This is a genomic window from Actinobaculum suis (assembly GCF_900618115.1).
GTDB lineage: Bacteria > Actinomycetota > Actinomycetes > Actinomycetales > Actinomycetaceae > Actinobaculum > Actinobaculum suis.
This window is the reverse complement of record NZ_UYIO01000001.1, coordinates 2,293,691-2,310,165: the sequence shown is the minus strand read 5'-3', so window position 1 is coordinate 2,310,165 and position 16,475 is coordinate 2,293,691. Positions and strand designations below refer to the sequence as shown.

Genomic DNA, 16,475 nt, shown 5'->3' with positions numbered 1-16,475 from the left:
TGACATCGTCACGTTTACTAGGGTGAAATCAAAATTTCACCCAGGGAAACTCGGGGGTTGCGCAAGGTGATGGAGCGGGTGCGATAAAAGTCACCTGAGTAAGATTCGCGTCATGCGTGCACATATTTATTGCGCACGCGCCGGGCCCGTCATAGCCTGTCGCCGCTACCCGCCGCCACATACTGCGGGGTGGGGTGCAGGGCGGCGTGCGGCCTCGTGCCCCGGCTCCTTTTCGAGCAACCAACATTATTTCGATGCCCCGGTATTCTTTCGGTGCTTCTCCTATACTTTTGGGTATGGCCAATTCGCCCCGGTATAACGTAGCCGACCTTGCCCACCCAACCGCGACGCATAATTACCGCATTCCTGCGTTGATTAATCACCGCGGCCGGGTATTAGCTTTCTTCGACGAACGTCCACATCCGCGCGCCGGTTCGGGGTGGTTGGGCGCAGGTGGCGCCATGGCGGATGACCTGCCCAATCCGAATAGGATCCTATTTTGCGAACTTGAGCTTGCTGCCCCGGGCCAGGCGGAAGCGGAACCGGTTACGGCGTCGTGCCCGCCCGCTGTGGGCGCGAATCTCAGTGCGCAGGAAAATGAAAATGTGCGCACATACGATGGGAGGTGGACGCCGGCGCAACCGGTGCCGGGCGCTCCCGCGGTTTGTTCAGACGCGTGCGTCGCTTCCGACGGGCACAACCTCACCTTGGCTTATGGTTCTTCCACCGAAATCGGTTATTTCGGTTCCCAATACGCAGGCCCGCGCTTGGAACCCTATATCGCCTACGGCCCTTCCGTAACGCAGTTGCAGCACATGCCAGCCACCGAGTTGTATACAGAATTGCGTTGCGATGGCCTGTTTGCCACTTCTGGTTCCACGGTTTGCATGGGGACGACGGCGTTGCTCCCGTACGTGGTCCGCACGGGAACGGAAGCGCATATCCGGATTGTGCATGTGCAGGAAGGGAAAATCCGGGCGATTAGCGACCCAATTACTGCTGATAACAGTGCCGGTATTTATCTCGACGAAACTACTTTGGCCTGGGACGGAGAATATGTACATGCTAATTTTCGGGCGCAGGGCCGGGGCGGCCGGTGGGTCGCGTATTCCCGGGATGGGCTTTCCTGGTCGCAGCCGCGCCCGCTCGACCTTTCCGATCCGGGTTGCAATGCCAAAATCTTGCTCGCCCCAGCGCCGAATTCAGGTTCGTGCGCGCCACTATTACTGATTCACCCGCATACCACCGGATTCCCAGAAACCGGATCGGCGCATCCCGAACCGGCTGCGTCCACGGCGGGAGATCCCCAACCATCCGGCTCCTTGCTTCCCGCGGCGGCACCACCCGAACCTGCGGGTTTGGCGGTAGCTTCACCCGAACCGGCGGGCCCCGCGGTGGCTCCACCCGAAACTAATTCCGAGCTTTTGGGAGCGCGGGAAAATGGGGCCCTGGTTGATTACGAGGGTAGGGTTCACTATCGCTTTGCGCCCGGCGAATTTGGTTACGCGGACGCCGTTTACCTGCCCGGAACAACGGATTTGCTGGTGGCCTATGAGCGGGCGCAGAGCATCCGCTGTGAAGTTGTGCCGAGCTTAGAAGGCCTTATCAACGGTATTTAAGGTAGTCACCCTCGCCGGTTCGTAAAACTGGCGAGGGCACTTGAAGCACCAAGAGGCGTCGGGAAGCTTAGGCCGGAGCTCGGTCCGGCCTAAAAACTATCGCGCGGGATGAGTTCCTACCCGAGCTTTTGCCGCATTTCCCACCGCGCCTGGTAGAGCTCGGTGAGTTCCAGATCGGCAGCGGCGGCGGCGTCGGTAAGCACGGTTACGTCCGGATGCAGTTGCAGGATAGTGCAGGGCCACCGCGCGGAAATCGCTCCTTCTACGAGCTGCGTTACGGCTTCCTTTTTCCCTTCCCCAAAGGCAGTGAGCACGATTTTGCGAGCTTCCATAATCGTGCCGAGCCCTTGGGTGAGAGCCGAGGTAGGAACCAGGTCGAGGTTGCCGCCGAAGAACCGCGCATTATCAGCAATGGTTTGCTGGGCGAGGGCTTCGTGGTGGGTGCGGGAAACCAAGGAGGAACCGGGTTCATTGAAGGCAATATGCCCATCGGCGCCAATGCCCAAGATTTGCAGGTCCACTCCGCCAGCTTCCGCTATAGACGCATCGTAGCGGACCGCTGCAGCCTGCGGATCTGGATCTTGCCCATCCGGGGTGTGCAGGTTTTCTTCCCGCAAACCGGTTTTATCTTCCCCAACCAGTTGGGCGCGCAACACATTGCGATAGCATTCCGGGTGGTCCTGCGCAATGCCAACGTATTCGTCTAGCGCAAAGGCTTGCGAATCGGCGAGCGTGAACCGCCCTTCCGCATGTGCTTCGCGCAATACCTGGTAGATGCCGAGCGGCGAGCTGCCGGTAGCCACCCCCAAAGTGGCGCCCGGGTGGGCAGCGAAATGCTCAATAATAAGGTCTGCTGCGGCCCGCGAAGCGGCTGGTTCACTTTCAAAAATTCCGATTTTCACTGCGATACTTCCCTTCCGTGTATCTATGTATCTAGTGGTCTAATGGTCTAGCGGCCTAGTGGTCTAGTGGTCTAGTGGCCTGGTGGCCTGGTGGCCTGGTGGCCTGGTGGCCTGGTGGCCTAGTGGTCTGTGTTTTATGTTTTGCGTTTTGTGGTGCGCGTGTGTGGAAGGCGGGCTTAGCCTTCCACAGCGTCCCGGAACCAGGTGGTGATCGTGGTGGGGTGGGTGATCGCGGTGCCGACCACTGCCGCCCACGCCCCGGCCGCCATCACTTGGCGCGCATCTTCCGGAGTATGGATACGCCCTTCACAAACCACGGGTAAATGCGGTACGGCTTCCACCATTTGCGCCAAAAGTTCAAAATCGGGGCCGGAAGTTTTCGGCCGGGAAGGCGTATAGCCGGCCAGCGTAGTACCAAGCAGATCCGCCCCGGATTCGGCTGCATATAGAGCATCTTCCAGGGAACCGCAATCTGCCATTACGAGCGCCCCGGCCGCGTGTACGGGGGCGATAGTTTCCGCGAACGTGGAACCATCGGGGCGTTTCCGGGTGGTGGCGTCAATGGCGACGACGTCGGCCCCCGCATTCACGCAAGCCAGCGCGTGGCGCACGCTGGGAGTGATGTAAACACCTTCGTGGCCTTCTTTCCACAGGCCAATAACGGGTACTTCCACCTGCCCTTTGATTGCCGCAATATCAGCGAGGCCTTGGCAGCGAATAGCGGCCGCTCCGCCGCGTTCTGCCGCGAGTGCCATCTGGGCCATGGTTTCTGGGTGGCGTAGGGGCTCGCCCGGATAGGCTTGGCAGGAAACGACGAGTTTTCCTTTGATCGCCGCGATTACTGGATGCATTTTCTTGCTCCTTTAGTGATGCTGGAAATACTGCTGGTAGCAGTGGATGGCCGCGCCAATCAAGGGCGCTTTGCCGCCGAGCGTGCCGCGTGCCAAAGGCACTTCACGCACCGGAGTCATTGCGGATTCGGCAAAGCCCGCGGCTAGTGCCTCTCTCCACACCGTGCCGGCTTGAGTTACCGAACCGGATAGAACGATTACGTCTGGATCTAAACAGTTTGCCAAACCGGCAATAACCTGCCCGAGAGCTCGGGCAGAATCCTGTAAGACCGCGGCTGCGAACTTGCTTCCGGCAGCGGCTCGCGCCGCTACTTCGCCCCCGCCGCTCACTTCCCGCGGATAGTCTGCCTGGTGACCAGGGACCGGTTGCTCGGGTGCCGGCTGCTCAGGCGCCGCACTCGTGGTACTCGACTGCGGGGTGGCCGGTTCAGCCGATGCCTCCGGTTCAGCAGGCGCAGCGCGGCCGGTATAGCTAGCGGCCCGCCAGGGCGCTGCGGCCAAAGCGTTCGCCGGGTCCTGTGCAGTGGGGTTCTGTGCGGCGGGGTCCTGTGCGGCCGGGTCTTGCGCGGCGGCGCGTTTGGCCCAGAGCCGGGCCAGGCCGGAGCCGGAGGCCACTGATTCTATGTGGGATTCGCGCCCGCAAGAACAGGTAAGCCCGGCGGCCAAGGGGTGGTAGACGTGCCCAAAATGGCCGGATACTCCGCGCGCCCCGCGATGTACTTGGCCGTCGAATACGGCTGCCCCGCCCATGCCGGTGCCGATGGCAAAAACCAGCGCGGTGCGAGCGCCGCGTGCGGCCCCGAAACTGGCCTCTCCTAATGCGTGCCCGTGCACATCATTGAGTACCGCCACGGGCAAGTGGCAAGCTTCGCGCAAGGCCGCGCCCAGGGGTTGGCCGGCCCAGCCGGGCATGGTATCCGTGGCCGAAGCGATCGCCCCGTCTGCTTCCGCGATTACTCCGGCGGAAGAAACTCCAATGCCCTGCGGCTCTAGCCCGGCCTGCCGAGCTTGCACGAGTAGATCTTGCGCAAAATCCACCACGGTTTCCAATACTGCCGCCCCGCCGCGGCTTGCCTGCGTGGCAACCGAACTGAGTAGATGTACTTCGGGCACGTCCGGAGCCGGCAAAACTACTAGGCCGCCAGCAATTTTTGTGCCCCCTATGTCTAAGGCTAGAAAACAATGTGGCCCGCTCGCGGGGGTATGCGTAGCTGCGGGGGCAGGTGCAGCCGCGGGGGCAGGTGCAGCCGCGGGGGCAGGTACAGCCGCGGGGACAGGTACAGCCGCGGGGTTAGGAGCGGCGGCGGACGGCGTCGTGGAACTCATGAGAATAGGTACTCCCCGGTTTTAGCAACGGTATTCCTTGGTATTCCTGCGCAAAGTTTGCCCGGTGGTGCGAGCGGATGCTAGCAGCGCCGGCGTGGCGGCTGCGAGTGGAGGGCTACCACCCGCGAGCTAACATCGCATTCGCGCCTGTACGATTCGCACCTTCACGAAACGTCAGACAAACTGCTACGCCTAGCCTACATCGAATTTGCTCCGCCGCCAGAAAATTCGCGTTTTTCCTCAAAAAGTCCCGAAATGTCGCCGCAAAAGCTGATAGAGCGAGAGCTCCTTACGCGGTCATGTTAGGGCGGGGCCGTGTGTAGCCCTTGCGAAAATTTGTCTGATGACATAGTTTTCTTCCTAAGAGGTTCACAGGGAACCCTAAGAGGTTCACAGAGAGCTTCGAGAAAGGTCTCAACGAGGAGGCACGAAGGAAGTAGGGCGAACAGCTTTCTTTCGTTTCGGCAACGCCGGCACTTGCTCGCGGGCCGATGCTCTCAATGATGAGGACACAACAAGTAAGAAGAGGACACTATCCATGCGAAAAGGCATCTTTAGCACGAAGGTTGCCGCAGTCCTTGCCGCCGCAGCGCTGGCGCTAACAGCGTGTGGCGGAGGTAGCGGCAAGACGGAAGGCACGGCGGACGCCTCCGGCTCCGCCGGTACTAGCGAAGCAACGCAGACCGGCACGATCACCGCTGGTGCCGCCTACGAAACCACGGATTACAACCCCACCAGTACCTCCTCGGCACTGGCTATGGGCACCAACTGGCACGTGGTTGAAGCACTGTACTCCTACGATTCTGACTTCAATATTCGTAAGGAGCTGGCCGCGGATGACGCCCCGGTCGAAGTATCCGATACCCAGTACGAAGTGAAGATTCGGCCCGATGCGGCCTTCTCCGATGGCACTCCGGTGACGGCCGATGATGTTATTGCCTCCTTCGAAAAGGCAATGGCTCCCGAAAACCTGTACGCGTCCATGCTTTCCTCCGTGAAGAACGTAGAGAAGAAGGACGATTCCACCGTCACGATTAACCTCAACCATCCCTTCACGCTGCTCAAGGATCGCTTGACGGTCGTGAAGATTGTGCCGAAGTCCGCCACTGCGGACGAGCTGAAGGCCAAGCCGGTTGGTTCGGGCCCGTGGAAGTACGATTCCATTACCGATACCGGTATTGAAATGTCTCCGAACGAGCACTACAACGGCCCCTTCCCGGCCAAGGGTGCACATATGCATTGGGACATCATCAAGGACGATAACGCTCGTACCACCGCCGCTCAGGACGGCACGATTGCCGTAATGGAAGCGGTACCGGCTGACCGTATCGAACTGCTGGAAGCTGCTGGCCTGAAGGTCGAAGAAAAGCAGGGCTTCAACTTGCCCTTCCTGCTCTTCAACACCAGCAAGGCACCCTTCAATGACGCGCGGGTCCGCCAAGCCTTCCATTACGCGATCGATACTCAGAAGCTGATTGCGAACGCGATGGACGGCAAGGCGAAGGAAGCTATCGGCTTCCTGCCCGAAACCTCGCAGTACTACAACAAGGCTAAGGTCCAGTACACCTACAACCCAGAAAAGGCGAAGGAACTTCTGGCCGAAGCTGGCGTATCCGATCTTTCGATCACCTTGCAGAGCACGGATCACCCGTGGATTGAAGCTCTTGGGCCCCAGATCAAGAACGATCTGGAAGCTGTGGGCGTGAAGGTAGAACTCAACGCGCAGGCTTCCGCCTCGCTCTACTCGAACAACCTCGACGTCGATAATGCAACCTTCGATGTGGCACTCGCCCCGGGCGATCCTTCGGTATTCGGCAACGATCCAGACATGCTTATCCGCTGGTGGTACGGCGATAACCTGTGGACGCAGCGCCGCTCCTTCATGCAGAAGGGCGAACCGGAGAAGTTCCAGGAGCTGCAGAACCTGCTTGATGAAGCAGTGCAGCTGGAAGGCGATGCCCGCCAGGCCAAGTGGAATGAAGCCATGGATCTCGTGGCCGAAGAAGCCGTGATCTACCCGCTCTTCCACCGCACCATGATCACCGCTTACAACCCGGAGCTCGTGGAAGGCGTAACGCCGGTGACCACCACCGGTCTGAACCTGCTGACGGCAAAGCCGCTCGAATAGTAGCGAGCCCCTTCCGGGTGCTCGAAATTCAGGATCCCGTGTAAAACGCTACGGAGGGGCGGTAAGCACAGCTTCCGCCCCTCCGCAGTGTCAGGGAACTGAGGAGTAACGCATATGAATAACGTCATCAGACTCGTTGGTCGAAGGTTGGTGGCACTACCGCTCATGATCCTGGGCGTGGTGTTCCTGGTCTTCTTCCTCATGTCTTTCTCAAAAATTGACCCCGCGTATTCGGCACTGGGAGAAAACTCCACCGAAGCGCAACGGGAAGCTTTCCGGATTTCCCAAGGTCTCGATAAACCCTGGCTCATCCAATTCCTGGCCTTCCTAGGCGGAATGTTCCGCGGCAGCCTCGGCGTGTACGGGGTACGCCAAGATTCTGTAGCCGAACTGGTGGGGCAAGCTTTCCCCATCACCATGCAACTCACCTTCTTTGGTTTGCTCATCGCTATTGTGGTGGCTTTCCCGCTGGGAGTTTTGGCAGCTCTCTACCGAGACCGCTGGCCCGATAAGGTGATCCGCGTGCTCTCCATCGCCGGGATTGCCACTCCTTCCTTCTGGCTCGGCATTTTGCTCATCGTCTGGATGGGCCCGGGAGGCGCAAATATATTGCCAGTTTCTGGCCGCCTGCCAGCAATGACGGACAATTTTGGGGGATGGTTCCTCCGTATGCTGCTACCGGCCGTGGCGCTCGCCGTGCCCGTGATTGGTTCTCTTACCCGCGTGATTCGTACTTCGATGGTGGAAGAACTGGATTCGGACTATGTGCGTACCGCTTTGGGTGCCGGCATTCCGAAGACGGTAGTGGTGGCCCGCAATGTTTTGCGCAATGCGCTGATCACGCCGGTCACGGTACTTGGCTTGCGAGTCGGCTACCTGATGGGCGGCGCCGTGGTTATTGAAGTTATCTTCAACCTGCGCGGCATGGGACGCGTGATCGTAGACGGCATTACCAATAATTGGACTTCGGTCGTCCAGGGCGTGGTGCTCGTGGTTGCGATCGCCTTCATCATCGTGAATATCGTGGTTGATCTGCTCTACATCGCGATCAATCCGAGGATTAGGTCGGTGTAACGATGGGACGCAAAAAGCTAACCAAGAAACTAGAAAACAAGCCGGTACGCTTCCGGCGTTTCCGGGCGATGTCCTGGGGAGCTCGCATCTCCTTGCTCGTGATCCTCGCGATCATTCTCATCGCTATCTTCGCCAACTTCCTCGCCCCGCACGATCCGCTGGAGATCTTCACCGCCAAGCAGGGCCCTTCCGGAGAACACCTCTTCGGTACGGACGATAAGGGCCGCGATGTGCTCTCGCGCGTTATGTACGGTGGCCGTTACTCGCTGGTGGTGGGCTTTGTAGCCCTCTTCATTGCCGTCCTATTCGGCTCGATTATCGGTGCAACCGCCGCGGTTTCCCGCAAGTGGGTATCCGAACTCATCATGCGGTGCATGGACGTCGTAATGGCTATCCCCGGTATCGCCCTGGTAGCGGTATTCGTGGTGGTCTTCGGCAATTCCCTCCTCAGTATTTCCATCTCAATCGGGGTGGTTTACATACCCCAGCTAGCCCGCGTGGTACGTGCCAATGTGCTTTCCGAATACGGCGAGGACTACGTGCGCGCGGTTATCGTTTCCGGTGCGCGAGCACCCTGGATTTTGATCAAGCACGTGGTGCGTAACTGCGCGGCACCGGTAATGGTATTCGCAACCGTGCTGGTGGCAGACGCGATCGTGCTGGAAGCTTCGCTTTCCTTCATCCAGGCCGGCATTCAAGAACCGACTCCCACCTGGGGCAATATCCTTTCCGATGCGCAAGGCGGCGTGATGGCCGGGCGCTGGTGGCAGGCACTATTCCCCGGCTTGGCCATTATGATCACCGTGCTGTGCCTGAATATCCTTTCCGAAGGCATCACGGACGCCATGGTGGTGGCCCCGAAGGGTCAGAGCTCGGTGGACGAAACCGCCGGGGCCGAATCTCGTTCCGAAGCCGACCGGCTGATCGCCGATCCGGTGCTCGCTTACAAGGCGCAGCACGAAGCGCTCGTGGAACGGCTCGCCCGCTTGCGGTACGTGGAATCCAAACGGACCGATCGCTTCCTGCCCAGCGGCGAAGGCGAACCGGTTATCCAGGTCAAGGACCTGTGCATTCGCTTCCCCCGGCACGGCGATATCGACGTCGTCGATCACGTTTCCTTCGCGGTACGCCCCGGAGAAACAATGGGGCTCGTGGGCGAATCCGGGTGCGGCAAGTCGATTACCGCTTTCTCCATCATGGGGCTGTTGCCCCAGGAGGCAACAGTTTCCGGCGAAATCAGGTACGGAGATAAGAACCTTGTGGGCATGGACCCCAAGGAACACAACCAGCTCCGCGGCAATGAAATCGCCATGATCTACCAGGATGCGCTTTCCGCTCTCAACCCCTCGATGCTGATCAAGACACAAATGAAGCAGCTGACCAGCCGGGGCGGTACCCGGAGCGCGGAAGAACTGCTGGAACTGGTAGAGCTCGATCCTAAGCGCACGCTCGAATCGTATCCGCACGAACTTTCGGGTGGGCAGCGCCAGCGCGTACTGATCGCTATGGCGCTCACCCGCGATCCGAAGTTGCTTATCGCTGATGAACCGACGACGGCGCTCGATGTGACCGTGCAACGCCAAGTGATTGACCTGCTCAACCGGCTGCAAGAAAAGCTCGGGTTCGCGATGATCTTCGTTTCGCACGATCTGGCACTCGTGGCCGAAGTTGCTAACTACATCACCGTGATGTACGCGGGGCAGGTAGTGGAGCAGGCCTCTACGAAGGAACTGCTCATGGATCCGCGCCACGAATACACGCGCGGCCTGCTCGGCTCCGTACTTTCTATCGAGGCTGGCTCCGGCCGGCTCCACCAAGTGCCCGGAACCGTGCCTTCCCCGAAGGATTTCCCCTCCGGAGATCGCTTCGCGCCGCGTTCCTCGCACCCCACGGTGGGACTTACAACCAAGCCCACGCTCCTGCGCGTACCCGATACCTGGCACTTCTACGCCGGGCATCCGGAAGCCGGAGAAGTGGCGCAGAAGGAATACGTGGATCCGCTCCTCGTTAGCACCGGTAAAGAACCGGGCCGGCGCGCTGCGGATGAAACCGGCGAATCCAGCCCCACGCAAACGGGAGAGGAGCCACAGTAATGACGGGACAACGCATCGCCTCCGCGGATGAACTTGCGCGGATCGAAAGCGGGGAACCGCTCATCGAACTCAAGGACGTGGAGGTCAGCTTCACCACCCGTACCGGGAGTATTTTCCGGCCGAATAAGGTCCATGCCGTACGCGGCGTGAACCTGAAGCTCTTCCCCGGGGAAACGATCGGTATCGTGGGTGAATCCGGGTCCGGAAAATCCACTACCGCAAACGTGATGTGTGGCCTGCAGCAGGCCACCGGCGGAAAAGTATTTTTCCGCGGGAAAGACGTCACACACCGTAACGCGAAGCAACGCAAAGTTATCGGGCGCGTGGTTTCCGTGGTCTTCCAAGATCCGGCAACCGCTCTCAACGCCCGCATGAGCGTGCACGATCAGCTGCTTGATCCCCTGCTTGTGCACAAGATTGGCGACGCCGAATCGCGGGAAAAGCGGGTGCGGGAACTGATCTCCTTCGTGGGACTACCCGAATCGGCACTGCAGGCTTTGCCGGGCCAGTTATCTGGTGGGCAACGCCAGCGCGTGGCTATTGCCCGTGCCCTTTCGATCGAACCGGATGTGATCATTGCTGATGAACCGACTTCCGCGCTGGATGTTTCCGTGCGCGCCCAGATTTTGAACTTGCTTTCAGATCTGAAGACGGAGCTCGGCATGTCCATGGTGTTTATCTCGCACGATATTCAAACTGTCCGCTATATATCAGACCGGATCGCCGTGATGAACCGCGGTGAATTCGTTGAAGAAGGCCCTGCTGAACAGGTTCTTCATAACCCGAAGGACGAGTACACGAGGACCCTCCTCGCAGCCACCCCGTCTCTTCTACACCCCGACTTGGGAGGAAACAAATAAATGGCTGAGCAACGATTTAGGGGAGTGATCCCGCCGGTAATTACCCCGCTTACAGCCGCGCGCGAGTTCGACGAAAAGTCTTTCGAGAACAATGTGAAGCGGATGCTGGAAGCAGGAGTGCACGGTCTCTTCTTCCTCGGTTCCACCGGTGAAGTAGCTTTTGCTACCGCGCAGCGGCGCCGCGAGGTGCTTGAAGCTGCCGTGCGAGTAGTGGACGGGCGCGTGCCCGTACTAGCCGGGATCGTGGATATTCAAACGGACCGGATGGTCGAAAATGCTCGCGAAGCGAAAGCTATCGGAGTAGACGCGATCGTAGCTACCGCGCCGTTCTACGCCCTCAGTTCGGAAAAGGAAGATGAAGCAAACTTCCGCGCCATTCACGACGCCGTAGATTTGCCGCTCTTCGCCTACGACCTGCCCGTATGCGTCCACAAGAAGCTTGGCATTGATCTCGTCATGCGGCTTGCAAAAGACGGTGTACTGGCCGGCGTGAAGGATTCTTCCGGCGACGACGTAAACTTCCGCTATCTGTGCGCGGCGAACCAGGAAGCTGGTTCTCCGCTGTCCGTGATGACCGGGCACGAAGTAGTGGTAGATGGCGCCTACATGGCGGGAGCAGACGGTTCGGTGCCGGGCCTGGCAAATGTGATCCCACGGCCCTACGTGGAACAGTGGGAAGCTTTCCAAGCCGGCAACTGGGAAAAAGTGCGAGAAATTCAAGACTACCTGGCGCGAGTCATGCGCGTAGCTTTGGTAGCGAAAGCTACCCGCGGTTTTGGCGTGGGAGTAGGCGGGTTCAAGACGGCGCTCATGCTCATGGGCGTAATCGAATCGAATCAGATGCCGCGCCCGGTGGAAGCACTGGAAGGCGAGGATATGGAGGCTGTTCGCCACATCCTCACCGCGGAGGGGCTCCTCTAAGGTCAGGAGGTAACTGGGCTACTGGCCGCCACGGTACCCGGCTCCTCCCCGCTCTTCCAGGGAGTGCAGGTACGCCCTGGTGTAAACATATAATCCGCACACGCAAATAAAACCTGGGCACTTGCACAACGATGGGGGCTGAAAGGAACACGGTTTCCTTCCAGCCCCCATCGGTATTCTCCTTTCGGCCCCGGCAGTGCTTTTCGGCCCCGGCAGTGCTTTCTTCCGGAATGTCGGCACTACGGCAGCCTATAGGTCTGACAAATTAGGGCATGCTATCGTAATGCTCTCTTGCATAATTGAAGCATGGCCGAGTGGAAGCTCACCTAAGCAAAGCCGCGAATATGACCTACTGTCAGAAAATGTGCGCATTATGGTACGGCATGGGAAATTTGTCTGACGTCTTATAGAATCTCTGTTAAATCTTCATTTCTCGCTTTCACCGGCGGAAAGGAAAAAATGTTTTCCGGCAGTGGCGAAGGTGCAACTGCCAGAAAGCTACACGGAAGCAGCGCCGCTACCGGGCTGGTATGCGGATGCCACACGCAACAGAACAAAACCGAAAACCAAAACCAAAAAACCAAAACCAAAAAACCAAAACCAGGTACCAAGACCAAAACTAGATATCAAGGTCAGATACCGAGACCAAAAACTAAAAACCGGAACCGGAAAACCAGGAACCAGAAAAGTCGAATAGCAAAGTAGTGCGAGCCAGCGGGACAGCAGCGCACAGAAGTACGAGGTGAGGGGGAGAGTTATGGCAAAGAAGCGTGTAACTACGGAGACGGAAAGCAATGCGCCGCGGGAAGAAAACAGCGCCGAGAATAGCAAATACGAAGGCACACAGGATAGCGAGTTGGCGCTGTTAGCGGTAGAAGCGGTAACGGGCCCGCGAAAGAAAGCTTCCCACCGGGCGGATATCGTCATGAACTCGATCAAGTCTTATATCGTGCAACACAAGCTTTCGAGCGGTGACCCACTTCCTACCGAAGCACAGCTGTGCGAAGAATTGGGGGTTTCGCGTTCTTCGGTGCGCGAAGCACTCTCGAAACTGGAAGCTTTGGACGTGGTTTCTTCCCGGCAGGGAAGAGGCACGGTAGTGGGGCAAATGTCTTTCACCCCGCTGGTGGAAACTTTGCTCTTGCGGGCCACTATCGAAGAGGGCCCGGATGCGGAAGCAATCCAAAAGATTGTGGATATGCGCCGCTATCTCGATTTGGGGATGAGTACCGATATTGTGGCGGCTCTGCGGGGAACCAAAAACCAGGATTTGCGGCAAATCGTGGAAAACATGAAGGAGAAAGCGCTCCGCGGGGAACGGTTCTGGGAGGAAGATATCCGCTTCCATATCGGCCTGACCGAATCTCTGGATAATGGTGTGGCTTCCCAAATGGTTACGGCCTTGTGGGTGGTGCATTGCATCTCCATGCAAGATATTGGGACCGAAGGCAATCCCCAAATGTTGGAAACTGCGCGCGCCCACGAACGGATTTTGGACGCCGCGGAAGCCGGCGATATTTTCGCGTACCGCGGGGCCATAAACGACCACTACCGGCCCCTCGAAAGCATTATCGAAGCCCACACCCTTCGCCACTACGCGTAGAGGAAGCAGCGCGCCGGTAGTAACGACGGCGTGCTTGTAGCTGGGCAGTCGCCGATTCCGTAGGAGCGCGCCGGCGTGCTGCTAACGCCAGAGCGGATTCTAGCCTCCGCCACTACGCGTAGGCTAAGGGTATGACACGGCCAGAAAACACAGAAAACACAGATTTTGCGGAGCTTCAGCTGGATCGCGCCCGGGGTGCACTGTGGGGTTTGGCGCTCGGGGACGCTTTGGGAATGCCCACCCAGTCCATGTCCCGGCAGGCGATCCGCGAAACCTACGGAAAAATATCAGGGTTTGTGGCAGGTGCTGCGAACCAACCGATAGCACCGGGAATGCCTGCCGGCTCGGTAACCGACGATACGGATCAAGCCCTTATTCTCGGCAGGCTGTTAATAGCCGGCGAGGGGCACGTAGCGCCCCTAGATTTTGCTACTGCTCTCATGGAGTGGGAAGAAAAAATGATCGCGACCGGCTCGAAAGACCTACTTGGCCCTTCCACCAAACGCGCCCTGGAAGCACTTCGCGCCGGAGCTTCGCCGCACGAAACCGGAAAGGCTGGCACCACGAATGGTGCGGCCATGCGAGTAGCACCCGTAGGAATCGCGAACTCTCTTGCCGAACCAGCAAGTTTCCTCGCCGCCGTGGCCGAATCGTGCAGCGTCACCCACAATACGAACCTCGGGATTTCCGGTGCGGCCGCCATTGCCGCCACAATATCCGCCGCCATCGATAGCCCGGCGCCGGCCGCGCCTGCTAAGTCTGCCGCGCCTGCGACGCCCGCCGCGTCTGCCAAGCCTGCCGTGCCTGCTACGCTCGCCCAGATTTCGCGGGCTTTGGATGCCGGCCTGGCCTGTGCTTACGAAGCCGAAAAGCTCGGTACCTGGTGTGAAGGGGCGTCCATTCCGGCGCGTTTTGCACATGCCCGCACACAGGTAAAAGGTATGTCAGAAACCGAATTTGGCGACTATCTAGCCCACGTGGTTGGCACTTCGGTGGCTTCCCAAGAATCAGTAGTGTGTGCCCTGTTGATCGTGGAACATTTCGGCACGCAAATCGTTCGCGGGCTCACTTTTGCGGCTGAACTGGGCGGGGATACAGATACGATCGGCGCCATGGCCGGAGCTATCTTCGGCGCCCTGTGTGGATTTTCCGCCCTACCCCCGAACATGGTGGAAACCATGAGCAGCGTACAAAACCTTGATATCGACGCCGTCGCCACCGGCCTCCTAGCCTTACGTAAACCCCGCGCTGCGTAAAGCCCGCTCTACGTAAATCTCGCACTACGTAAATCTCGCACTGTTACGTAAACCCCGCGCTGCGTAATTCTCGGTAGGATACAGCTCAAACCCAACTAGAGCTCAAAAGCACGAAAATCTGCGCCAAAAACACGCGAAAAATCCGAGCTCAAAACGTACGAAGGACTTCTTATGAATACGCCGTCTGGAACCGGCGAATCTACATCTAGCTCGCCATTACCTATCCAGCAGCCAATGCCTAGCCAACCACTGCCTAACCAGCCCGCCGGCGGCGAGCCCGCGCTCAATTCGGCCGCACCCAGCCAGCCCGCACCCGGCTCACTGGCATCCGGTTCGCCCGCGCCCGGCCGCACGTTAAGCGCGGTGGAACAGCGCGGGATCGAACCGGTGCCGCGTTCCGAACAAACCGGAAATCCCTGGCAATTATTCTGGGTCTGGTTCGCCGCGAACATTTCCGTGCTCGGGCTTCCGCTGGGAGTCTCGCTCGTGGCTATGGGGCTCAACGTTTGGCAGGCCATGCTCGCTGCTGTGTTGGGGGCTTGCGGTTCGTTCGCCGTCGTCGGCATTATTTCGGTGGCTGGTAGCCGCGGGGGAGCGCCTTCCCTCACGCTTTCCCGCGCGGTTTTCGGGGTGCGCGGAAACTTGGGCCCCACGCTCATGGCGCTCCTTTCCCGGCTTGGCTGGGAAACCGTGAACACCTCCACCGCGGCGCTCGCTTTTGTCACTTTCTGTTCGCTGGTATTTGGCACCCCCGGTACCGCGCGGCAAACCCCGCTCCTCGCAGTAGTGGGCGTGCTCCTTTTCGTGCTTCTCACCATGATTATTTCCGGGCTGGGCATAAACGCGATCAACGAAGTACAGAAATGGTCAACCTGGATTTTTGGCGCCCTCAACCTCGTGATTTTGGTATACCTGCTCACCCGGATTGACTGGGCTGGCGTGCTGAGTTTGGAAGGCGGTTCGGTGGCGCAAGTGATCGCCGGGATTGGCGTGATCGCCGCCGGCACCGGGATCGGCTGGTCCACTTCCGGGGCCGATATGGCACGCTACCAATCGCCGCTGGTGCGAGCCGGCCATTTGGTAGCTTCCGCCGCGGCAGGTGCCGGTATTCCGCTCATCATTATGATTTCCATGGGCGCGGTGATTGGTTCTTCCAGCCCCGCCGTGCTCGCCTCCCCGAATCCGATGGATACGATCCGCGAATCTCTACCCACCGCGGCTGCCGCCATCTACCTGTTCATTTCCTTCGTTGGCCTGCTGCTTTCGAATCATTTATCGGTTTATTCGGCAGGGCTGAATTGGATCACCATGGGTGTGCGGATCAAACGCACCACCGCGGTGCTCATCGAAATTGCGATTACCACCGTGCTCGCCCTCGTATTCCTCCTCGCTGCCGAAAACTTCTACGACCCCTTCATCGCTTTCATTTCCGTGCTCGCCCTCCCGCTTTCCGCGTGGACGGCGGTGTTCCTGGTAGACATGATTAAACGCCGCAGCTACAAACGCGATTCCCTACTCGACCTCACCCCCGCTAGCCCGTACTGGTATCGCGGAGGCGTGCGGTGGCGTGCGTTTGCTGCCTGGATTATCGGCACGGTAGTGGCCTTCCTCTTCATCGAAATCCAGTGGAGCGGGAGCGGAGGGGAAGCCACTGGCGTGGCACAAAGCGTCCAAGAAGTTTTGTTCGTGGGCCCCCTCGCGCACACGTGGATTGGCGAGGCTGGCCTAGGGTGGCTGGTTGCCGGCGTGGTAGCGGCCGTCGTCTTCCTCCTTTGCGGTGGCTTACGTGATTACGACGCCGTAGATACCGCCCCGGCCACCACCGCAGAAAACTAGTTTCTT

At 59.1% G+C, this 16,475-nt stretch carries 13 protein-coding genes; 10 read left to right on the top strand and 3 right to left on the bottom strand.

Features of this window, described 5'->3' with window-relative positions; all coding sequences use genetic code 11:
* Positions 1–296: 296 nt before the first annotated feature.
* Positions 297–1,619 carry a sialidase family protein gene (locus tag H8274_RS09225; protein WP_185934373.1) on the top strand — a complete coding sequence of 441 codons (1,323 nt, stop codon included), beginning with the start codon at positions 297–299 and terminating at the stop codon, positions 1,617–1,619.
* Positions 1,620–1,735: 116 nt separating this feature from the next.
* On the opposite strand, the gene H8274_RS09220 is transcribed toward H8274_RS09225, so the two are convergent.
* From H8274_RS09220 to H8274_RS09210, 3 genes are all read right to left on the bottom strand, one after another.
* Positions 1,736–2,521 (bottom strand): glucosamine-6-phosphate deaminase, encoded by a 786-nt coding sequence (locus H8274_RS09220; protein ID WP_185934372.1) that lies wholly within the window; start codon positions 2,519–2,521, stop codon positions 1,736–1,738.
* Between the two features lie 176 nt (positions 2,522–2,697).
* Positions 2,698–3,372, bottom strand: a complete 675-nt coding sequence (locus H8274_RS09215; RefSeq protein ID WP_065414818.1) for an N-acetylmannosamine-6-phosphate 2-epimerase — start codon at positions 3,370–3,372, stop codon at positions 2,698–2,700.
* A 12-nt stretch (positions 3,373–3,384) separates the two neighbouring features.
* Entirely contained in the window at positions 3,385–4,698 is a 1,314-nt protein-coding gene (locus H8274_RS09210) for an ROK family protein (protein WP_185934371.1), read from the bottom strand.
* A 538-nt stretch (positions 4,699–5,236) separates the two neighbouring features.
* On the opposite strand from H8274_RS09210, the gene H8274_RS09205 reads away from it, so the two are divergent.
* The 9 genes from H8274_RS09205 (at position 5,237) to H8274_RS09165 (ending at position 16,469) form a co-directional block, all read left to right on the top strand.
* On the top strand, positions 5,237–6,826 hold the full coding sequence (locus tag H8274_RS09205) for an ABC transporter substrate-binding protein (protein WP_185934370.1): 1,590 nt from the start codon (positions 5,237–5,239) through the stop codon (positions 6,824–6,826).
* Positions 6,827–6,940: 114 nt separating this feature from the next.
* Positions 6,941–7,900 (top strand): ABC transporter permease, encoded by a 960-nt coding sequence (locus tag H8274_RS09200; protein WP_049619837.1) that lies wholly within the window; start codon positions 6,941–6,943, stop codon positions 7,898–7,900.
* Positions 7,901–7,902: 2 nt separating this feature from the next.
* Positions 7,903–9,993, top strand: a complete 2,091-nt coding sequence (locus tag H8274_RS09195) for a dipeptide/oligopeptide/nickel ABC transporter permease/ATP-binding protein (RefSeq protein WP_065414815.1) — start codon at positions 7,903–7,905, stop codon at positions 9,991–9,993.
* Positions 9,993–10,853 (top strand): ABC transporter ATP-binding protein, encoded by an 861-nt coding sequence (locus tag H8274_RS09190; protein ID WP_065414814.1) that lies wholly within the window; start codon positions 9,993–9,995, stop codon positions 10,851–10,853. Before H8274_RS09195 ends, H8274_RS09190 begins: the two co-directional genes overlap by 1 nt.
* Positions 10,854–11,774 (top strand): dihydrodipicolinate synthase family protein, encoded by a 921-nt coding sequence (locus tag H8274_RS09185; RefSeq protein ID WP_065414813.1) that lies wholly within the window; start codon positions 10,854–10,856, stop codon positions 11,772–11,774.
* A 472-nt stretch (positions 11,775–12,246) separates the two neighbouring features.
* A complete protein-coding gene (locus H8274_RS09180) occupies positions 12,247–12,471 on the top strand; it encodes a hypothetical protein (protein ID WP_074662726.1) in 225 nt (74 codons plus the stop codon).
* Positions 12,472–12,531: 60 nt separating this feature from the next.
* The gene (locus tag H8274_RS09175; RefSeq protein WP_083078557.1) at positions 12,532–13,377 is read left to right on the top strand and encodes a FadR/GntR family transcriptional regulator; all 846 of its coding nucleotides are present in this window, start codon (positions 12,532–12,534) and stop codon (positions 13,375–13,377) included.
* Between the two features lie 131 nt (positions 13,378–13,508).
* Positions 13,509–14,633, top strand: a complete 1,125-nt coding sequence (locus tag H8274_RS09170) for an ADP-ribosylglycohydrolase family protein (protein ID WP_185934369.1) — start codon at positions 13,509–13,511, stop codon at positions 14,631–14,633.
* A 234-nt stretch (positions 14,634–14,867) separates the two neighbouring features.
* Positions 14,868–16,469: a purine-cytosine permease family protein gene (locus H8274_RS09165; protein ID WP_185934368.1), complete on the top strand. Its 1,602-nt coding sequence runs from the start codon at positions 14,868–14,870 to the stop codon at positions 16,467–16,469.
* Positions 16,470–16,475: the final 6 nt, after the last annotated feature.